This window comes from Schumannella sp. 10F1B-5-1 (assembly GCF_006517535.1).
In the GTDB taxonomy this organism is placed as follows: Bacteria; Actinomycetota; Actinomycetes; order Actinomycetales; family Microbacteriaceae; genus Schumannella.
The window spans coordinates 548194-566631 of record NZ_VHQH01000039.1; the positions used below are offsets into that span (position 1 = coordinate 548194).

Annotated in this window: 19 protein-coding genes and 1 pseudogene; 9 read left to right on the forward strand and 11 right to left on the reverse strand. The window is 70.8% G+C overall.

Annotated features, from left to right (window positions below):
* Window positions 1-4: 4 nt before the first annotated feature.
* The 3 genes from ruvA to FJ658_RS13315 form a co-directional block, all read right to left on the reverse strand.
* Window positions 5-613, reverse strand: a complete 609-nt coding sequence (gene ruvA, locus FJ658_RS13305; protein WP_141145838.1) for a Holliday junction branch migration protein RuvA — start codon at window positions 611-613, stop codon at window positions 5-7.
* Window positions 610-1260 (reverse strand): crossover junction endodeoxyribonuclease RuvC, encoded by a 651-nt coding sequence (gene ruvC, locus FJ658_RS13310; protein ID WP_141145839.1) that lies wholly within the window; start codon window positions 1258-1260, stop codon window positions 610-612. Before ruvC ends, ruvA begins: the two co-directional genes overlap by 4 nt.
* A gap of 73 nt (window positions 1261-1333) precedes the next feature.
* Window positions 1334-2101 (reverse strand): YebC/PmpR family DNA-binding transcriptional regulator, encoded by a 768-nt coding sequence (locus tag FJ658_RS13315; RefSeq protein WP_141145840.1) that lies wholly within the window; start codon window positions 2099-2101, stop codon window positions 1334-1336.
* Window positions 2102-2270: 169 nt separating this feature from the next.
* Between FJ658_RS13315 and FJ658_RS13320 the strand changes: the two genes are divergently transcribed.
* Window positions 2271-2777: a hypothetical protein gene (locus FJ658_RS13320; RefSeq protein WP_141145841.1), complete on the forward strand. Its 507-nt coding sequence runs from the start codon at window positions 2271-2273 to the stop codon at window positions 2775-2777.
* A 30-nt stretch (window positions 2778-2807) separates the two neighbouring features.
* On the opposite strand, the gene FJ658_RS13325 is transcribed toward FJ658_RS13320, so the two are convergent.
* The 4 genes from FJ658_RS13325 to pdxS form a co-directional block, all read right to left on the reverse strand.
* Window positions 2808-3464 (reverse strand): response regulator transcription factor, encoded by a 657-nt coding sequence (locus FJ658_RS13325; RefSeq protein WP_141145842.1) that lies wholly within the window; start codon window positions 3462-3464, stop codon window positions 2808-2810.
* The gene (locus FJ658_RS13330; protein ID WP_141145843.1) at window positions 3461-4696 is read right to left on the reverse strand and encodes a sensor histidine kinase; all 1236 of its coding nucleotides are present in this window, start codon (window positions 4694-4696) and stop codon (window positions 3461-3463) included. The genes FJ658_RS13325 and FJ658_RS13330 overlap by 4 nt, the downstream gene beginning before the upstream one ends.
* Before the next feature lie 122 nt (window positions 4697-4818).
* Window positions 4819-5445: a pyridoxal 5'-phosphate synthase glutaminase subunit PdxT gene (pdxT, locus tag FJ658_RS13335; RefSeq protein WP_255447722.1), complete on the reverse strand. Its 627-nt coding sequence runs from the start codon at window positions 5443-5445 to the stop codon at window positions 4819-4821.
* Complete coding sequence (gene pdxS, locus FJ658_RS13340; RefSeq protein WP_370454801.1) at window positions 5435-6370, reverse strand: pyridoxal 5'-phosphate synthase lyase subunit PdxS; 936 nt, start codon at window positions 6368-6370, stop codon at window positions 5435-5437. Before pdxS ends, pdxT begins: the two co-directional genes overlap by 11 nt.
* Before the next feature lie 199 nt (window positions 6371-6569).
* On the opposite strand from pdxS, the gene pdxY reads away from it, so the two are divergent.
* Window positions 6570-7421: a pyridoxal kinase PdxY gene (pdxY, locus tag FJ658_RS13345; protein WP_141145844.1), complete on the forward strand. Its 852-nt coding sequence runs from the start codon at window positions 6570-6572 to the stop codon at window positions 7419-7421.
* A 24-nt stretch (window positions 7422-7445) separates the two neighbouring features.
* Here the strand turns inward: pdxY and FJ658_RS13350 are convergent, their stop codons facing one another.
* The 3 genes from FJ658_RS13350 to FJ658_RS13360 all read right to left on the reverse strand — a co-directional run bounded on the left by FJ658_RS13350 (window position 7446) and on the right by FJ658_RS13360 (window position 12221).
* Window positions 7446-7949, reverse strand: a complete 504-nt coding sequence (locus FJ658_RS13350; RefSeq protein ID WP_255447734.1) for an HIT domain-containing protein — start codon at window positions 7947-7949, stop codon at window positions 7446-7448.
* Between the two features lie 125 nt (window positions 7950-8074).
* Window positions 8075-10030, reverse strand: a complete 1956-nt coding sequence (gene thrS / locus FJ658_RS13355; RefSeq protein ID WP_141145846.1) for a threonine--tRNA ligase — start codon at window positions 10028-10030, stop codon at window positions 8075-8077.
* 28 nt (window positions 10031-10058) lie between these two features.
* Window positions 10059-12221 (reverse strand): alpha-galactosidase, encoded by a 2163-nt coding sequence (locus FJ658_RS13360; RefSeq protein ID WP_141145847.1) that lies wholly within the window; start codon window positions 12219-12221, stop codon window positions 10059-10061.
* Between the two features lie 176 nt (window positions 12222-12397).
* Here FJ658_RS13360 and FJ658_RS13365 point away from each other — a divergent pair, with 176 nt between their 5' ends.
* From FJ658_RS13365 to FJ658_RS13375, 3 genes are read left to right on the forward strand one after another with little or no spacing between them, the layout of a single operon-like run.
* A complete protein-coding gene (locus FJ658_RS13365) occupies window positions 12398-12853 on the forward strand; it encodes a hypothetical protein (protein ID WP_141145848.1) in 456 nt (151 codons plus the stop codon).
* Window positions 12854-12908: 55 nt separating this feature from the next.
* Window positions 12909-14252: a TrkH family potassium uptake protein gene (locus tag FJ658_RS13370; RefSeq protein WP_141145849.1), complete on the forward strand. Its 1344-nt coding sequence runs from the start codon at window positions 12909-12911 to the stop codon at window positions 14250-14252.
* On the forward strand, window positions 14245-14937 hold the full coding sequence (locus tag FJ658_RS13375) for a TrkA family potassium uptake protein (protein WP_255447723.1): 693 nt from the start codon (window positions 14245-14247) through the stop codon (window positions 14935-14937). The genes FJ658_RS13370 and FJ658_RS13375 overlap by 8 nt, the downstream gene beginning before the upstream one ends.
* Before the next feature lie 84 nt (window positions 14938-15021).
* On the opposite strand, the pseudogene FJ658_RS17005 reads toward FJ658_RS13375, so the two are convergent.
* Window positions 15022-15132, reverse strand: a pseudogene (locus tag FJ658_RS17005) (dihydroxyacetone kinase subunit DhaK); the annotation flags it as partial.
* Window positions 15133-15555: 423 nt separating this feature from the next.
* On the opposite strand from FJ658_RS17005, the gene FJ658_RS13385 reads away from it, so the two are divergent.
* The 4 genes from FJ658_RS13385 to FJ658_RS13400 all read left to right on the forward strand — a co-directional run bounded on the left by FJ658_RS13385 (window position 15556) and on the right by FJ658_RS13400 (window position 18186).
* Window positions 15556-15834: a helix-turn-helix domain-containing protein gene (locus FJ658_RS13385; protein WP_141145850.1), complete on the forward strand. Its 279-nt coding sequence runs from the start codon at window positions 15556-15558 to the stop codon at window positions 15832-15834.
* Window positions 15834-16079: a hypothetical protein gene (locus FJ658_RS13390; protein WP_141145851.1), complete on the forward strand. Its 246-nt coding sequence runs from the start codon at window positions 15834-15836 to the stop codon at window positions 16077-16079. Before FJ658_RS13385 ends, FJ658_RS13390 begins: the two co-directional genes overlap by 1 nt.
* 464 nt (window positions 16080-16543) lie before the next feature.
* A complete protein-coding gene (locus FJ658_RS13395) occupies window positions 16544-17512 on the forward strand; it encodes a hypothetical protein (RefSeq protein WP_141145852.1) in 969 nt (322 codons plus the stop codon).
* A 5-nt stretch (window positions 17513-17517) separates the two neighbouring features.
* On the forward strand, window positions 17518-18186 hold the full coding sequence (locus FJ658_RS13400; protein WP_141145853.1) for a zinc ribbon domain-containing protein: 669 nt from the start codon (window positions 17518-17520) through the stop codon (window positions 18184-18186).
* Window positions 18187-18438 lie beyond the last annotated feature (252 nt).

Genomic DNA, 18438 nt, shown 5'->3' on the forward strand with positions numbered 1-18438 from the left:
GCGGTCATCGCTGCGGGCCCAGTCGCGAGAGAGCGAGGCGCAGCACGGTCGGCACCGACCCGCGGGTCGCGTCGTCGACCTCGGCGAGCACCTCGTCGACGGCCTGCGCGGCGGGCTTCTCGGCCCAGCCCAGCCCGACGAGGGCCGCGAGCACGCTGTCGGCCGTGCCGCGCGGAGCCGCGGTCGTGGCTCCCCCGGCTGCGGCGGGTGCGACGGGCACGAGCTTGCCGGCCAGGCTGACGGTGATCAGCTTCGCCGTCTTCGGGCCGATGCCCGAGACCTTCCGGAAGGCGGCGTCGTCCTCGGCGCCGATCGCGCGCGCCACCTCGTCGGGGCTGAGCGCGGCGAGCACGCCGAGCGCCGACTTCGGGCCGACGCCGGTGACGCCGCGCAGCAGATCGAAGACCGTGAGCTCTTCGCGGGTGGCGAAGCCGAACAGGCTGAGGTCATCGTCGCGCACGATCAGCGCGGTGTGCAGCAGCGCCTCGTGACCGACGCGCAGCGTGAGCGCGTGCTGCGGCGTGACCTGCACGGCCATGCCGACGCCGCCGACCTCGACGACGGCCAGGGTTCCGGCCGCGCTGAGCACGGGTCCGCGCACGGAGGCGATCATCGGGAGGCCTTTCGGGTCGGGGCGGCGAGACGGGGGTCGACGCGGGCTGTCCGCTTCTCGGCGTCACGCCAGGCGCGCTGCGCCGGGGTCAGTCCATCGCCCGCCGCCGACATCGCGGCAGAACCGGCGGACCCGATGGCTCCACCGACATCGGCTCGGGGCGCCGGCATGGCCGCCTGGCCGCTCCACGCATGGCAGAGGGCGAGCGCGAGGGCGTCGGCGGCATCCGCGGGCTTCGGGATCTCGTCGAGACGCAGCACCCGCGCGACCATCGTTCCGACCTGGGCCTTCTCGGCCGCGCCATAGCCGGTCACGGCGGCCTTGACCTCGCTCGGGGTGTGCAGGCCCACGCGCAGGTCGCGCTCGGCGGCGAGGGCGAGCACGACGCCGCTCGCCTGCGCGACGCCCATCACGGTGCTCAGGTTGTGCTGCGCGAAGACGCGCTCGAGCGCGACCGCGTCGGGCCGGTGCTGGTCGAGCGCGGCGCGCACCCCGACGGCGATGGCGTGGATGCGCTGCTCGAGCCGCGCATCCGGGCTCGTGCGGATCACGCCGACGTGCACGAGCGTCGCCCGGCGATCCGGCGCGACGTCGACGATGCCGACACCGCAGCGGGTCAGACCGGGGTCGATTCCGAGCACGCGCATGCAGGCGACGCTACGGCATCCGGTCGTACAGATGTTCGAGACTCACCGCGCGCGACAGCGCGAGATGGGCGACTCAGTCGTCGGAGTCGGTGTCGAGCTCGGCCTGCACGTCGGCGTTCACCTGGATGTTCGTGTAGACGTTCTGCACGTCGTCGCTGTCTTCGAGCGCGTCGATCAGGCGGAACACCTTGCGGGCCGTGTCGGCGTCGGCCTCGACCTGCAGGTTCGGCACGAACTCGGCGTCGGCCGAGTCGTAGTCGATGCCGGCGCCCTGCAGCGCGGTGCGCGCGGCGACCAGATCCGACGGGTCGGTCAGGATCTCGAAGCCGCCGCCCTGGTCGACGACCTCCTCGGCGCCGGCGTCGAGCACGGCCTCGAGGATCGCGTCCTCGGTGACGCCATCGGCCTTCGTGATCGAGATGACGCCCTTGCGGCTGAAGTTGTAGGCCACGCTGCCCGGGTCGGCGAGGGTGCCGCCGTTGCGCGAGAACGCGGTGCGCACCTCGGCCGCGGCCCGGTTCTTGTTGTCGGTGAGGCACTCGACGTAGAAGGCGACGCCATTGGCGCCGTAGCCCTCGTACATGATCGTCGTGTAGTCGATCGTCTCGCCGGTGAGGCCGGCCCCGCGCTTGATGGCGCGGTCGATGTTGTCGTTCGGGACCGAGGTCTTCTTGGCCTTCTGCACGGCGTCGACGAGGGTCGGGTTGCCGGAGAGGTCGGCGCCGCCGATCTTCGCGGCCACCTCGATGTTCTTGATGAGCTTGGCGAACGACTTCGCCCGGCGCTGGTCGATGACGGCCTTCTTGTGCTTGGTCGTCGCCCACTTGGAATGCCCGCTCACGGTGCTCCTTCGTCGATGAGATGAACCCGGCCATCTTACCGGCCGGGCGCGGGGCGAGATCCCGCCGCCCGCCTAGGCTGGTCGCGTGAGCGCTTCTCGGGTCCGTCGTCTGCCGTCCCGTCGAGCGCTCCGCACCTCCAGACTCGGACTCACCGCGCGCGGATCCCTCGTGGTCGGCGCGACGACCGCGGCGGTGCTCGCCCTGCTGACCGGATGCTCCTCCGATCCGGCCGCGGTCGACTACGGCTCGGCGCAGACGGTCTCGGTCGCCGACGAGCGCACGAAGACGGATGCCCGCCTCGAGGTCACGGTGACCGGCGTCGACGTCGCGCCCGAGGGCGCCCTCGACGGCGTCGACCTCGACCAGGAGGAGCGCGCGCTGACGCCGTACTTCGTGCAGTACCGCGCGAAGGTCTCCGACGGCGACTACGGCGCCGACTTCCAGACGCCGTTCTACGACGAATGGACCGGCCGGGATGCGGGCGGCGACGCCCTCGCCCCGCTCAGCGTCTTCGGGTCGCTCAAGTCGTGCCCGGCGTTCGGCGCCGACGAGGCGAAGGGCCTCGCGGCGGGCGACGAGGTGTCGGCCTGCCAGATCCTGCTCGGAGAGAAGGGCGGCGTGAGCGAGCTCACCTTGCTCGGGCATTGGCGCTGGCATCCCGCGAAGAAGGACTGAGCGCGGGGCGCGCATCCCGAGCGGTGCGCTCTACCCGACCAGCCCGTGCTCCCAGGCGAAGGCGACGACCTGCACCCGCGAGCGCAGCCCGAGCTTGGCGAGGATGCTGCCGACGTGCGTCTTGACCGTCGTCTCCTCGACGAAGGCGTCGGCCGCGATCTCGGCGTTGCTGAGCCCCTTGGCCGCGAGCAGGAAGATCTCCTTCTCGCGCGGCGACAGTGCCGCGATCAGGTCGGGGCGGGCCTCGCGCACCGGCTGCGAGAAGCGGGCGAGCAGGTCGAAGGTCGCGGCCGGCGCGATCACGGCCTGGCCGGCGTGCACGGTGCGGATCGCGGCGAGCAGGAACTCGGGATGCGCATCCTTCGTGACGAAGCCGCTCGCGCCCGCGCGGATCGCCCGGGCCACGGCCTCGTCGCGCCGGAAGGTCGTCACCACGATGACCCGCGGTGCGGCGCCACCCGGCGGCACCGGCGCGGTGAGCAGCCGCTCGGTCGCGCTGAGCCCGTCGAGGCCGGGCATGCGGATGTCCATGAGCACGACATCCGGACGGCTCGCCTCCGCGGCCGCGACCGCCTCCTCCCCTGTCGCGGCGCTCGCCACGAGCTCGAGATCGGGCTGCGACTCGAGCAGCATGGCGATGCCGTCGCGGAACAGCTCCTGGTCGTCGACGACGAGGACCCGGATCACGCGGCGACGCCTCGGGCGTGCGGCAGCGGCGCGGTCGGCGCCGCGACCTCCGCGGTGCGGAACGGCACGAACCCGGTGACGCGGTGGTCGCCGCCGTCGTCGACGCCGGCCGCGAGCCAGCCGCCCGCGAGCCGCGCGCGCTCGATCATGCCCGGGATGCCGCGCCCGCTGCCGCCCGACTCCTCGGTGCTGCGCTCCCCCGTCCCGCTCGAGACGAGCTGGATGGACAGGCCGGGACCGCGCCAGTCGAGGACCAGATGCACCGAGGATCTTCGGCCCCGATGCCGCAGCGCGTTGGTCAGACCCTCCTGCACGATCCGGTAGACGGCCGCCTGCTGGGCCGGGCCGAGCTGCTGCGGCTCGCCCGCGATGACGGCATTCAGCTCCAGCCCGGCGTCGCGCATCCCGTCGAGCAGCGCATCGAGCTCGGCGAGTGTGGGCTGGGGCGGCTCGACGCCGTCGACGATGCCGTCGATCATGCCGCGCACGTCGACCAGGGCCGTGCGGGCCGAGGCCGCGATCGCCTCGAGCGCGCCCGCCATGGCCGCCGGACGGGTCTTCTCCAGGAAGCGGGCGCCATCGGCCTGGGCGACGATCACCGCCAGCGAGTGCGCCACTACGTCGTGCATCTCCTGGGCGATGCGCTCGCGCTCCCCTGCGAGGCCGAGCTCCGCCTGCTGCGCCTCGACCTTGTCGACGAGCTCGGCCGTCTCACGCCATGCACGCCGCTCGCCCCATCCCGCTAGCTCGCCAAGAGCTATAGCTATCGCGATCGCGATCGTTCCGCCGACGGCAAGCTGACTCCAGTCGACCCCCGAAGCCTGCGAACTTCCGGTCCACGTCTCCCAGTTGCCCCACCGGCCGCCGACAACCATCAGACCCGCCGCCCACGACGTCAGTGCCACACCCGTGACGACGCTGACGACACGAGGACGCAGCAGGCGGTTGCCCCACCAGATGAGACCGATCGTAAATGCGATCCCGAGGTAGGCCGGCCACGTCGTCGACCGGAAGGGTTCAACCAGTCCGAGTGAAGTCGCGACCAGGGACAGCGCGAGAACGACGAGTGCTGCTATCCACGAAACTCGGGCAAGAGCCATGGCGAGCGCCATCAGACCAAACATCACGAAGGGCGTCGGCTGACGGCCTGCCTCGGCCATGACCCACAGCGCGAGGTAGACGAGCGCCACGAGAGGTGCGGGCACCTGGCGGACAACACGAAGCAGCTTCATGCCGCTCACGCTAGGTCGTGCCGACGCGCCACGGGAGCAGGTCGCCGCGGAAATCCTCCGAAAGTCGGAGGGGCGCGCATCCACAGGCCGCGGCGAAGTGCGACGGGCGGCGGCCGCACGGCTCAGGCGGCCGCGCGCACCCGCTCGAGGAAGCGCGCGTGGAAGCGCAGTTCGCCGTCGACCTCGGGATGGAACGCCGTGCCGAGCAGCGGGCCCTGCTCGACGGCGACGATGCGTCCGTCGGGCAGCGCGGCGAGCACGTCGACGCCGGCGCCGGCTTCCACGACCGCGGGGGCGCGGATGAACGTGGCCGGCACGGGCGGGGCGCCGAGCGCGGGCACGTCGAGCGCCGTCTCGAACGACTCGTTCTGTCCGCCGAAGGCGTTGCGGCGCACGGTGACGTCGAGTCCGCCGAGGGTCTGCTGGCCGGCGATGCCGTCGACGAGGCGATCGGCGAGCAGGATGAGCCCGGCGCAGGTGCCGTAGACCGGCAGGCCGTCGGCGATGCGGGCCCGCAGCGGGTCGCGCAGCTCGAAGCGGCGCAGCAGCTTGTCGATGACGCTCGACTCGCCGCCGGGGAGCACGAGGCCCGACACGGCATCGAGCTCGCTCGTGCGGCGCACCGGCACCGCGCGGGCGCCCAGCGCCCTCAGCGCGGCGACGTGCTCGCGCACGTCACCCTGCAGGGCGAGCACGCCGACCGTGAGGCCGGCGCCGACCGTCAGCCGCGCGCCCGACTCACCAGCCACGGTCGGCGAGGCGGTGCGGCGCGGGCAGGTCGGCGACGTTGATGCCGACCATGGCCTCGCCCAGGCCGCGCGAGGCGTCGGCGATCACGGCCGGGTCGTCGTAGAAGGCCGTCGCCTTCACGATCGCGGCGGCGCGCTTGGCCGGCTCGCCCGACTTGAAGATGCCCGAGCCGACGAAGACGCCGTCGGCGCCCAGCTGCATCATGAGGGCCGCATCCGCCGGGGTGGCGATGCCGCCCGCCGTGAACAGCACGACCGGCAGCTTGCCCGTCTCGGCGACCTCGACCACGAGGTCGTAAGGCGCCTGCAGCTCCTTCGCGGCGACGTAGAGCTCGTCGCGGCTCTTCGCGGCCAGCGCGCGGATCTCGCTCGTGATCGTGCGGATGTGCTTGGTCGCCTCCGACACGTCGCCCGTGCCGGCCTCGCCCTTCGAGCGGATCATCGCGGCGCCCTCGGTGATGCGACGCAGCGCCTCGCCCAGGTTCGTCGCGCCGCACACGAACGGCGTCGTGAACGGCTGCTTGTCGATGTGGTTGACGTAGTCGGCGGGGCTCAGCACCTCGGACTCGTCGATGTAGTCGACGCCGAGCGCCTGCAGCACCTGCGCCTCGACCTGGTGGCCGATGCGCGCCTTCGCCATGACCGGGATGCTGACGCTCGCGATGATCTGGTCGATCAGGTCGGGGTCGCTCATCCGGGCCACGCCGCCCTGCGCGCGGATGTCGGCGGGCACGCGCTCGAGCGCCATGACCGCGACGGCGCCGGCGTCTTCGGCGATGCGGGCCTGCTCGGCCGTGACGACGTCCATGATCACGCCGCCCTTGAGCATCTCGGCCAGGCCGCGCTTGACGCGCAGGCCGCCCGTGAGCGGAGTGGCGCCCGAGGCGTCGGCGGGAACGGGTGCGGCAGCGGAGGTATCGGTCACGATCCGGAACGGTAGGCGCGGCGCGGCACCGCCCGCGCGGGCCAGGGCGGATCGACTGGACCGGGGTTCGGGCCACCGGACGCGAATCGGCCTGCCGATCGGGCCGATCGCGATCAAGTGGACCGCTTGCGTCGCGCCCGCGGCCGTGGGCCGCCGCCGCGCGCCGCGCGGTCGGCCCCGCAGTGGCAGGATCGGCCAGATGAAGATCCTCTCGATCCAGTCGGCCGTCGCCTACGGACACGTCGGCAACTCCGCCGCCGTCTTCCCGCTGCAGCGCATCGGCGTCGAGGTGCTGCCGGTCTACACCGTCAACTTCTCGAACCACACCGGCTACGGCGCCTGGCGCGGACCGATGATCTCGCCCGACGACGTGCGCGAGGTCGTGACCGGCATCGAGGAGCGCGGCGCCTTCGGCGAGATCGACGCCGTGCTCTCGGGCTACCAGGGCGGCGAGGGCATCGGCGAGGTCATCATCGACACGGTCGCCCGTGTGAAGGCGGCCAACCCGAACGCGATCTACGCCTGCGACCCCGTCATGGGCAACGCAAAGTCGGGCTGCTTCGTCGCCCCGGCCATCCCGGTGCTGCTGCGCGAGCGCGTCGTGCCGGTCGCCGACATCATCACGCCGAACCAGTTCGAGCTCGGCTTCCTCACCGAGACCGAGCCCGACTCGCTCGAGTCGACCCTCGACTCGGTGGATGCGGCGCGTGCGATGGGCCCGAGCACCGTGCTGGTGACGAGCGTGGAGCGTCCGGACCGCCCTGAGGGCACGATCGAGATGCTCGCCGTGGACGACGCCGGCGCGTGGATCGTGCAGACGCCGCACCTGCCGTTCAAGGCGAACGGCTCGGGCGACGTCACCGCCGCGCTCTTCACAGCGCACTACCGCCGCACCGGCTCGGCCGCCGAGGCCCTCGCCGCCGCGACCTCGAGCGTCTTCGACCTGCTGCAGACGACGCTCGACTCGGGCGAGCGCGAGCTCAAGCTCGTCGAGGCGCAGGACTTCTACGCGAACCCCCGCCTGCAGTTCGAGGTCACGCAGGTCCGCTGAGGCGCCGACTCGCGGCGCACGGGGTCAGGCGTTGGCCGCCCAGCCCTCCGCGAGCTCACGGCGGGCGTCCCCGAGCAGCTTCGGGATCGCCTTGGTCTGGGCGATGATCGGAAAGAAGTTCGCATCCGACGCCCAGCGCGGCACGACGTGCTGGTGCAGGTGCGCGGCCACGCCGGCACCCGCGACGGCGCCCTGGTTCATGCCGATGTTGAAGCCCGCCGGGCGACTGACCGCGCGGATGACGCGCATCGCCGACTGGGTCAGCGCCGACATCTCGGCCGACTCCGCCGGCGTCGTGTCGTCGTAGCCGGCGACGTGACGATACGGGCACACGAGCAGGTGCCCGCTGTTGTAGGGGAACAGGTTCATCAGCACGTAGGCGTGCTCGCCCCGGTGCACGATCAGTCCGTCCTCATCGCTCAACGACGGCGCCACGCAGAACGGGCACTCGTGACTGGCCGGGACGCCGCCCGCCTCGATGTAGGCGATGCGGTGCGGCGTCCACAGCCGCGCGAGCCCGTCGGGCACGCCGGCGAACGACGACGCCGGCTCGGCGTGGGGGAAGGCGGTGCCGTCGTAATCGACCGGCGCACCGCTGTCATCCCGAGCCGTCGTGCCGTCGACGCCGTCTGCCGGATCGCCCGAGGGCACGCTCAGACCTGGGCCTTCGTCTCGATCGCCTCGAGGATGCGACGCACGGCCTCGTCGACCGGCACGCCGTTGTCCTGCGTGCCGTCGCGGAAGCGGAAGCTGACCGAGCCGGCAGCGCGGTCCTGCTCCCCCGCAATGAGCTGGAAAGGCACCTTGGCCTGCGTGTGCGTGCGGATCTTCTTCTGCATGCGGTCGTCGCTCGCGTCGAGCTCGGCGCGCACGCCGGCCTTGCGCAGCTGCGCGACGATGTCGCCGAGGTAGTCGTTGTACTCCTCGGCGATCGGGATGCCCACCACCTGCACCGGCGACAGCCAGGCCGGGAACGCACCCGCGTAGTGCTCGAGCAGGATCGCGAAGAAGCGCTCGATCGATCCGAGCAGGGCGCGGTGGATCATGACCGGCTGCTGCTTGGTGCCGTCGGAGGCGGTGTACTCCAGCTCGAAGCGCTCGGGCTGGTTGAAGTCGAGCTGCACGGTCGAGAGCTGCCAGGTGCGGCCGATCGCGTCGCGCGCCTGCACCGAGATCTTCGGGCCGTAGAACGCGGCGCCGCCCGGGTCGGCGACGAGCTCGAGGCCCGACTCCTCGGCGACCTGACGCAGGGTCTCGGTCGCCTCATCCCAGGCCTCGTCGCTGCCGACGTACTTCTCGGGGTCCTTCGTCGAGAGCTCGAGATAGAAGTCGGTGAGTCCGTAGCCGCGCAGGGTCTCGAGCACGAACTCGAGCTGTGTCGCGACCTCGGTCTTGACCTGCTCGGGCGTGACGTAGACGTGCGCGTCGTCCTGGGTCAGACCGCGCACGCGCGTCAGGCCCGAGAGCTGGCCGCTCTTCTCGTAGCGGTAGACCGTGCCGAACTCCGCGAGGCGCAGCGGCAGCTCGCGGTAGCTGCGCCCGCGCGCCCGGAAGATCAGGTTGTGCATGGGGCAGTTCATGGGCTTCAGGTAGTAGTCCTGGCCCTGGCGCGTGACGTGCCCCTCGGCGTCGGTCTCCTCATCCAGGTGCATGGCCGGGAACATCCCGTCCTTGTACCACTGCAGGTGACCGCTGGTCTCGAACAGATTCGCCTTGGTGATGTGCGGCGAGTAGACCTGCTCGTAGCCGTGCGCGATGAGGCGCTCGCGCATGTAGTTCTCGATCTCGGCGCGCACGACGCCGCCCTTGGGGTGGAAAACCGCGAGGCCCGAGCCGATCTCGTCGGGGAAGGAGAAGAGGTCGAGCTCCTTGCCCAGCTTGCGGTGGTCGCGCTTCGCGGCCTCCTCGAGGCGGGTCTGGTAGGCGCGCAGCTCGTCCTTGGTGGGCCAGGCGGTGCCGTAGATGCGCTGCAGCTGCGGGTTCTTCTCGCTGCCGCGCCAGTAGGCGGCGGCCACGCGCATGAGCTTCGCGCCGTTGCCGATCATCCGGGTGCTGGGCAGGTGCGGCCCGCGGCAGAGGTCCTGCCAGTAGCGCTCGCCGGTCTTGCCGTCGACGTTCTGGTAGATCGTCAGCTCGCCGCCGCCGACCTCGACCGACTCGTTGTCGCCGCCCTCCGCGGCGCCGCCCTTGAGTCCGATCAGCTCGAGCTTGTAGGGCTCGGCGGCGAGCTCGCGGCGCGCTTCGTCATCGCTCACGACGCGGCGCACGAAGCGCTGCCCCTGGCGGATGATGCGGTCCATCTCCTTCTCGATGGCCTTGAGGTCCTCGGGGGTGAAGGGGGTGGCGACGTCGAAGTCGTAGTAGAAGCCGTCGGTGACGGGAGGCCCGATGCCGAGCTTCGCCTCGGGGTTGATGCGCTGCACGGCCTGCGCGAGCACGTGCGCGGCCGAGTGGCGCAGGATGTTCAGCCCGTCGGGCGAATCGATCGTGATCGGCTCGACCGTCTGGGCCTCGGTGACCGTCGTCGCCAGATCCTTGAGCTCGCCGTCGACGCGCAGGGCGACGACGGAGCGGTCGGGGAAGAGGTCGAATCCGGTCTGCTCACTCACGATGCCAGGTTAGTGCGGCCGGGCGCGCTCATCCGACCGCGGTCAGGGTGAGCGCCACGATCGACTGCGGCAGCATCATCGGCGCCCGCACCCCGGTCGCACCGAGCGCCGCTCCGCTCAGCACGACGGGATCCTGCAGCCAGGCCAGCGGCGAGGGCGCGGGCTCGGCGGCGGGGTCGAGCGGCGCGAGGGCCTCGACGCGATACCGGCGGCGCGCATCCAGGCCGGGGAATCGCACCCGGCCGAAGGGATGCGCGGCGCTCGTCGCGACGCAGGCCACGGTCATGAGCGCCCGGGCCCCGTCGGCCGCGACGACGCCGCGCACGTCGAGCGCCGGGTCGGCGAGGTCGGCGTGCACCACGCGGCCGCTCGCGACAAGGTCGCGCAGGCCCTTCCAGCGCTCGACCCAGGCGGCGAGCGCCGTGAGCTCGCCCTCGTCGAGAGCCGTCACATCCCATTCGATGCCGAGGTGTCCGAGCAGCGCGACGCCGGCGCTGAAGTCGAGCGAGGTGTGCCGCTTCGTCGAGTGGATGCGCGGCGTCGAGATGTGGGCGCCCATCAGCTCGGGCGGCACGAGCAGGCCCGTGTGCTTCTGGGTGACGAGACGCTCGAGCGGGTCGATGCAGTCGCTCACCCAGATGCGGTCGGTGCGCTCGAGGATGCCGAGGTCGACCCGCGCCCCGCCCGAGGCGCACGATTCGATCTCGAGCCGGGGATGCCGCTGCCGCACGCCGTCGAGAAGCCGGTAGACGGCCTCGACGTTCCGGTGCCCGCGCGCCGCCGTGCCGGGGCCGGCGCCCGGCTCGACCAGGTCGCGGTTGTGGTCCCACTTGATGTAGGCGATGTCGTACTCGTCGAGCAGAGCGTCGAGTCGAGCGGCGAGATGGTCGAACGCGGCCGGGTTCGCCAGGTCGAGCACCTGCTGCTGCCGCGCCACCGGCGGCAGCTCGTCACGGCCGCGCAGGATCCAGTCGGGATGCTCGCGCGCCAGATCGCTGTCGGGGTTCACCATCTCGGGCTCGAACCAGAGGCCGAACTCCATGCCGAGCTCGCGCACGCGGTCGAGGAGCGGATGCAGTCCGTTCGGCCAGACGTCCGCATCCACGAACCAGTCGCCGAGTCCGGCCGTGTCGTCGCGGCGGTGTCGGAACCAGCCGTCGTCGAGCACGAAGCGCTCGACTCCGACCCGGGCGGCCGCTTCGGCCAGCGCGGTCAGGCGGGCGAGGTCGTGATCGAAGTAGACCGCCTCCCAGGTGTTGAGCGTGACGGGACGGGGGCGGCGGGGATGCGTCGGCCGCGCCCGCAGCTCGTCGTGGAACCGCGCCGACAGGGCGGTCAGCCCGTCGCCCCACGAGCCGACGACCCACGGCGCCACGTGGGTCACGCCGGGGGCGAGCACGATCTCGCCGGGCAGCAGCACCTCCCCCGCCAGCAGCACCGGGTCGTGGCCCGGCGTGCGCTCGGCGAGCAGGCGGTGACTGCCGCTCCACCCCATGTGCACGCCGTGCACCGCCCCGCGCTCGAAGCCGAAGCCGGGGACGCCCGCGCACAGCAGCAGCGTCGCGTCGGCGCCCGGGCGCCCGCGCCGGCTCTCGCGCAGATGCGTGCCGTTCGTGAAGGCGTGCCGCTGCGGCGCTCGCTCGCGCAGGTGATGCCCGGTCGTGTCGAAGAGCTCGACCTGGTCGTGCGGCAGCGGGAACGCCGCGAGCAGGCTCTGCAGGTGCAGGGCGTCGTCGCCGACGTTGGTCACCGCGAGACGCTGGCGCAGCAGTCCCGCGTCGCTCAGCTCGATCTCGACGGTCAGCTCGAGCCGCGACGCCGCGTCGCCCAGCCGGATCAGGAGCCCGGCTGGTGACGCGGGGCGCGCATCCACCAGCTCGAGACGGTGCGCGAACGCCCCGGAGGCGCGATGGGCTTCGAGCGCCGGGGTGCCGAGCCAGCCGTGACCGGGCTGCGGCAGCAGCGTGAGCAGGGCGGGATCGTCGAGGCCGCCCGAGGCGCGCTGGGGCCGGATGCCACGGGCGAGCCCGGCGAGCTCGTCGGCGGGCGCGTCGCCCAGGTCCGGGCCCCAGTGCACGATCGCCGGCACCGTTCCCGTCGTGGTGTCGATCACGACCGACGTGCCGCCGGCGCGGAGGTGCACGATCCCGTCGGCGTCGCGGAGAGTGGGCGCGGAGATGCGGCGCTGCATCGCTCCTGTCTACCGGTGCGATGGCGCGACCGGTAGGTGCCGCGACGAACGGAGTCGAGACGCCTCGTGTCAACCCCCTGGCCCGATCGCACAGCGCACCCGTAGTCTGAACCCGATCGCTTGACCGTGCCGCCGTCCCCCTCCGACGGGCCGCGCCGAGCAGAGATGAGGGCCGCATGGCCGCCGACAGCTCCACCTCCCCCGTTTCGAGCTCCGCCGCCCTCTGGTCCGAGACCCGCACCGGCGTCTGGGCCGGCGTCGTCGCCGGTGACACCGTCGGCCGCGTCGAGCAGCTGGCCAACGGCTTCTTCGCCGTGGTCGAGCCGAACACGCCGATCGGCCTCTTCCCCTGCCTCGGCGCCGCGCAGGAGGCCGTGCTGGCGAGCCCGCGACCCGAGGTGATCGTGCCGACTCCGGCCTCCGCCCGCCCGGCCGAGAGCTACGAACAGCTGACCGAGCGGCTCGCGGCCGAGCATCCCACGCTCACGACCGGGCAGATCGAGACGATCATGACCGAGGAGCACGACCTGCTCATGGGCATCGACCCGGCCGACATCGTGCCGCCGATCGTGGTCGAGGCCACCCTCGAGCGCGTCGAGCAGGTCGAGGCGCGTCAGGCCGACGCCGGCTGATGCGCCGCCGGTCCGCCGGAGCGGCCGCGACATCCGCGGACGCTACGGTGTCGGGATGACCGGAACCCGGCCACGTCGGCGGCTTCACCCCGCGCGGGCGATCTTCGGCGGCTTCGGCGCCGCGGCCGTGATCGGCACGGGTCTGCTCATGCTGCCGATCTCGGCCCGCGGACCCGGCGGCGCATCCTGGTCGGACGCCCTGTTCACCGCCGTGTCGGCGCTGTGCGTGACCGGGCACGTCGTCGTCGACACGCCGACGTTCTGGACGCCGTTCGGGCAGGTCGTGATCCTGCTGCTCGTGCAGCTCGGCGGCTTCGGCGTGATGACCTTCGCCACCTTCGTCGGCGTTCTCGTGGTGCGACGCCTGTCGTTCTCCGCCCGGCTCAACGCGGCCGCCGAGACCCGTTCGCTCGGCCTGGGCGATATGCGGCGCCTCGTGGTGAACGTCATCCGCATCTCGCTCGGGATCGAGCTCGTCGCCGCGATCATCCTGACGGCGCGGTTCGCTCTGGCCTACGACCAGCCGCTTCCCGAGGCGATCTGGCTGGGGGTGTTCCACGGCGTCTCGTCGTTCAACAACGCCGGCTTCGCGCTGTTCAGCGACAGCATGATGGGATTCGTCGGCGACCCCGTCATCTCGCTCACGATCTGCGGCGCCGTCATCCTCGGCGGACTCGGCTTCCCGGTGCTCGTGCAACTGGCGCGCGAGTTCCGGCATCCCCGCCTGTGGAGCATGAACACCCGGCTCGTGCTCGCGTTCAGCGCAGTGCTGACGGTCCTGGGATGGGTCGGCATCACGGCGCTCGAATGGAGCAACCCGGCGACGCTCGGTGGCCTGGACCCCGCATCGCGGGTGCTCGCCGGCTTCTTCCAGTCGGTGCAGACCCGCACCGCGGGGTTCAACTCGGTCGACACCGGCGAACTCACCGGCGCCACGCTGCTCGGGATGGACGTGCTCATGTTCATCGGCGGCGGCCCCGCGGGCACCGCCGGCGGCATCAAGGTCACCACCTTCGGCGTGCTGCTGTTCATCCTCATCGCCGAGGTGCGCGGCGACGGCGTGGTCAACGTGTTCGGCAAGCGGCTGTCGCGGGCCGTGCACCGCCAGGCGATCGCCGTCGTGCTGGTGTCGGTCGCGCTCGTCGTCGTCGCGACCATCGCCATCATGGTCATGTCGGGCGTCGAGCTGTCGAAGGTGCTGTTCGAGACGATCTCGGCATTCTCGACCGTCGGCCTCTCGACCGGTATCACCGCCGACCTGCCGATCGGCGCGCAGCTCGTGCTCGCAGCGCTCATGTTCATCGGGCGGCTCGGACCGATCACCTTCGCCACCGCACTGGCGCTGCGCCGGCGCCAGGTGCACTACCAGCTCCCGAAAGAGAGGCCCATCATTGGCTAGCTTCCGCTCCCCCGGAGACCTCGGCCGCATCGCCGCCGCCGACTCGGTCGCCGTGATCGGCCTCGGCCGGTTCGGCCAGTCCCTCGCCCTCGAGCTGATGGCGAGCGGCACCGAGGTGCTCGGCATCGACTCCGACGAGGAGATCGTGCAGCGGCTCAACGGCGAGCTCACCCGCGTCGTCGTCGCCGACTCGACCCACGAGGATGCGCTGCGCCAGCTGTCGGTGCCCGAGTTCGACCGCGTGGTGGTCGCGATCGGCGGCGACGTCGAGTCGAGCATCCTGACCACCTCGCTGCTGCTGCGACTCGGCGTGAAGCACATCTGGGCGAAGGCGAACAGCGACGCCCACGGCACGATCCTCGACCAGCTCGGCGTCGCGCACGTGGTGTACCCGGAGAAGGACATGGGGCGTCGGGTCGCTCACCTGGTGCGCGGCGCCATGCAGGACTACCTCGAGATCGGCGACGACTTCGCCCTCATCAAGTCCGCCCCGGCGCAGCGCTTCACCGGCGTCCCGCTCGGCGAGCTCCGGCTGCGCACGAGTCACGGCATCACGGTCACGGCGGTGCGCCGGCCGGGTGAGGCCTGGACGCACACGACCGCCGACACCGTGCTCGGCCCCGACGACGTGGTGCTGATCACGGGTCCCACCGACAAGGCGGAGGCGTTCAGCCAGTTGCGCTGACCCCGGCCGCTCTCGCCGAGCCGGCCGGAGCCATCGGGCCGGCGCGGCGTGTCCGCGTGCGCCGGCCCGCCCCGGACGGCCCGCTCAGCGACCCCAGCGGAGCGCCGCGGTCTGCACGGGCGCGTCCCACAGCCCGGTCAACTCGTCGTCGAGCTTGAGCACGGTGATCGAGAAGCCCTGCATCTCATTCATGGTGTGACGATAACGCGAGATCTCCATGGTTCGTCCTGGTTTTTCAAGCGTCTTCGGTGGGTTTCCGCGCTGGATCGTCTTGGTTTGCAATGGTTCGCCGTGGATCGTCACGGTTTCAAAGACCTGGCGATTACCTGGCCTAGACCGCGACTGGAAGCGTGCCCGAGTTCCGACGGCGGATCTTGAGTTCGGAGCGCCGCCGCCGATCGTCGTGGTCCTCACGTTGAGCACCGAGCACATGGGTCGTTCACGGAGACGCGACGACCCGTCCTCGGTGGTCGATCTTCGCCGCATCTCATGAGGCGTGACGTGACGCCGAACGATCGTGCGTCATCGAGGCCACATCCTCCTCTCCAAGCCGCGGCATAGAGGGATGTGGCCGAGGAGCCACACGCCGTACCTACGAGAGCGAGAGACAGGGTTCACATGAACAACAACAACGAGTCGATCGACAGCATCCGACCCCCGGGCTTGACGAGCCCCATCGACCCGCACCAGTTCCTCGACCCTGAGGCGGTCTCTGCGCTCCTGATGCTCACGGTGCCGCAGGTCTACCACTACAGGAAGCAGGGCCTGCTCCCGCCCGGGATCCAGATCGGCAAGCACCTGCGGTGGCACCGCGAGTCACTCATCGCGTCCGTGTTCGGCCAGACGCACGAGAACACCGCCCTGCCCTACGACGACGACACCGAAGAGGCAGCCTGATGCTGATCCTGAACTTCACCGTCAAGCAGGTCTACGTCCAGCACGCGGCCGGCCACCTGCCGGCCGCGAAGCGGATCGGCAAGCACATGCGGTGGCACCGTGGAACCCTGAGCGCCTGGCTCGTCGACGCCCCCGCGCACTCCGAGTCTGATGACGCTTCGACGGGCGACGAGTCCGACGGACCGGGCGGATTTCCTGAAGTGGCCGGCGACACGAACGCAGACCCGATCAGGCTGCCGAGATGACACGTAACTGAGGATTTCCTCCATCTGTGAAGGGAATCGAGGTACACCGCGTCACTGGTGGCGCGACTCTCGTCACCGTTCGGACCATTTCGGACGAGTTCCTCCGCTCGGGCATGCGACGTAACGGGGTGGTGGCGCCGCGCGGAGCGGAACGACGTCTGTAGCCGCCCAGTTCGCCCCATCTCATCGCGGCCTGAAGCGACATCGCCCGGTACCACTGGTCGGGTGCCCAACACCGTGCACCGGAATAGGGTGCCGATCCTTCTCCCGCGCAGCCTGCGTAAAGGGTCACAGGACGATCCGCGACCTTCACTGCCGTTCGTCCCGCTTCAGTCCGTGCGCACTGGACCGCGAGCGCACCGAAGTCGTGACCGATCGACCCGCCTTCGCTTCGCCTCGATCGTCGCCGAGCGGTACGACGCTCACTACGATGGCGGAGTGGCGAGATCGCGGCGGGCGTCGCGGTGATCGGGGCGATCTCGATTCAGCCCGCCGTCGCCGACACGTCGAACGCACTCGACGAGACCACCGCGGAGGTGATCGAGACTTCCGTCGACACAGCCGTGGCGATGCAGGACCTCGGGGTCGACCCGACAAGCTTCCCCGTCGTGCCCGCCGGCGCCGAGACGTACTTCGAGCAGGTCGCTGACCTCGCTCTGGCCCAGGCGAATAGCAACCTCCCCCAGCCCACTGGTTCGACCGCATCGACGAGTTCGACGACCTGCACTCCTGGTCAGCGATCCGTGTACGCGGCGAACATCGCCGCGGTCAACAGCGCCCGCGACCCGTACGCTCGCACAGCTGCACAGGAGACCGTCTACATGTACCTGTCGCATTACATCGACATGTCGCCGAGCCACGTCGGAGACACCTGCGACTACAACTCGGAATCGCAGTACTACAGCGCCTGGATCACCAACGACGATCGTCAGGCCTACGACCAGTTCCTCGGAACCATCGGCGTCTCGAACGCGGTCGGCGCCTTCGCGAACGGCATTGCCGCCGCCAAGACCCTCGCAGATGCGCCCGGGGCGATCTCCCTCCTCCCGAAGGTGCGCACGGTCGGCGATGCCGCGGACCACCTGGTGACAGGGGCAGCGCTGGTCGATGCGAGCACGACGGTGCTCGGGGCTGCGGACGACCTCATCCAGATCTGGCAGGCGGGATACACACCCGAGCAGGCAATCGCGCTCGTCGACGGCGCAGTCGGCCAGCCGGACCTCGCGGCCAACTACCAGAGCATGACCATCGGCATCGCGGCAGCTGGCCTGTCGGCGACGCTGATGGGTAGCGTCGTCGGGGTCGGGCTCGCGATGGTCCCCGTCTACGTCATGTTCGGCCAGTCGCTGGTCAACACCGCCGCGTGGTCGGGCCTTCTCTACTCGGCCCAGTCGCGAGTCCCCGGTCGCATGATGCGCTACTACGGAATGTGAGAAGAGTGGACCATTCGACCTACACCGTCGACATGGTCCTTCCCTGCCCGGAATGCGGCCTGCCGTTCGAGCAAGGAGAGGACTACTGCGACGCCTGCATGAGCCCTCTTCGCGCCCAGCGTGGACCCAATCCGGGCAGGGCCAGCCTGGCCGAGCGCCGTCGGACCAGTCAGCTCGTAAGAACCGTGACCATCGCTACGGTGATCGTCGCGTACGGCATCGTCGGAGCGACGTACGCGATCGCCCTCGGGATGGTCGGCATGCTCAAGACTCACGACTTCGTACTGTTCCCCTATGTGGCGGCGGTCCTCGTCGGAGCGGCCCTCGTCGGCATCCCGGGCGTGACCCTGCATCATTACCCGCAGGAAGGCTGGATTCGACGCGGACGTCCTCGCTGGTGGAAGGGGACACTCGCTGCAATGGCCTTCTCCGGAATGACCGCAATCTCGGTTGAGGTGTTCATGCGTCCCGAGCTCTCAGCCCGCGGGGCGCAGGTCTGGATGCATCCCGCCAGCGACGTCGCAACTGCCGTCTCCGCGGTCAGCACGTCGGCCTACCTCGGAGCTACCGTGCTGATTGCCTGGCTGGCGATCGCGCCGGCGTTCGGGCCGCAGCTGATCACACGAGTCGAGCGTCGCGCCCTGCGGAGGAGGGCCGCATCCGCAGCGGCATGAAGGCGGCGAGCCCAGTCAGTCTCGTTGAACGCTCCGACGCAGCCAGGCAGCTACCTGCTCGTCGGATGCGAGGCTGACCAGCTCCGCGAGTTTGCGCTGCCCCGCATGGTTCGGCGCCCGATGCAGCCGAGCCAGCCAGTCCGTCGCGTATTCCTGCAGGGCGAGGACGAGATCGCCGAGGGCGTCATCGAGAGTCGCGCCCTCGCTGGCGTGACCTGTCCCGGGTTCGGTGGAGTCCTAGCATCGGGTCGT

Bases quoted from the DNA above. Each gene is read 5' to 3' on its own strand.
- FJ658_RS13385 (WP_141145850.1), top strand. From the start codon at position 15,556: ATGAACAACAACAACGAGTCGATCGACAGCATCCGACCCCCGGGCTTG.
- FJ658_RS13330 (WP_141145843.1), bottom strand. From the start codon at position 4,696: ATGAAGCTGCTTCGTGTTGTCCGCCAGGTGCCCGCACCTCTCGTGGCG.
- pdxY (WP_141145844.1), top strand. From the start codon at position 6,570: ATGAAGATCCTCTCGATCCAGTCGGCCGTCGCCTACGGACACGTCGGC.
- FJ658_RS13360 (WP_141145847.1), bottom strand. From the start codon at position 12,221: ATGCAGCGCCGCATCTCCGCGCCCACTCTCCGCGACGCCGACGGGATC.
- FJ658_RS13370 (WP_141145849.1), top strand. From the start codon at position 12,909: ATGACCGGAACCCGGCCACGTCGGCGGCTTCACCCCGCGCGGGCGATC.
- FJ658_RS13390 (WP_141145851.1), top strand. From the start codon at position 15,834: ATGCTGATCCTGAACTTCACCGTCAAGCAGGTCTACGTCCAGCACGCG.
- FJ658_RS13365 (WP_141145848.1), top strand. From the start codon at position 12,398: ATGGCCGCCGACAGCTCCACCTCCCCCGTTTCGAGCTCCGCCGCCCTC.
- ruvC (WP_141145839.1), bottom strand. From the start codon at position 1,260: ATGCGCGTGCTCGGAATCGACCCCGGTCTGACCCGCTGCGGTGTCGGC.
- ruvA (WP_141145838.1), bottom strand. From the start codon at position 613: ATGATCGCCTCCGTGCGCGGACCCGTGCTCAGCGCGGCCGGAACCCTG.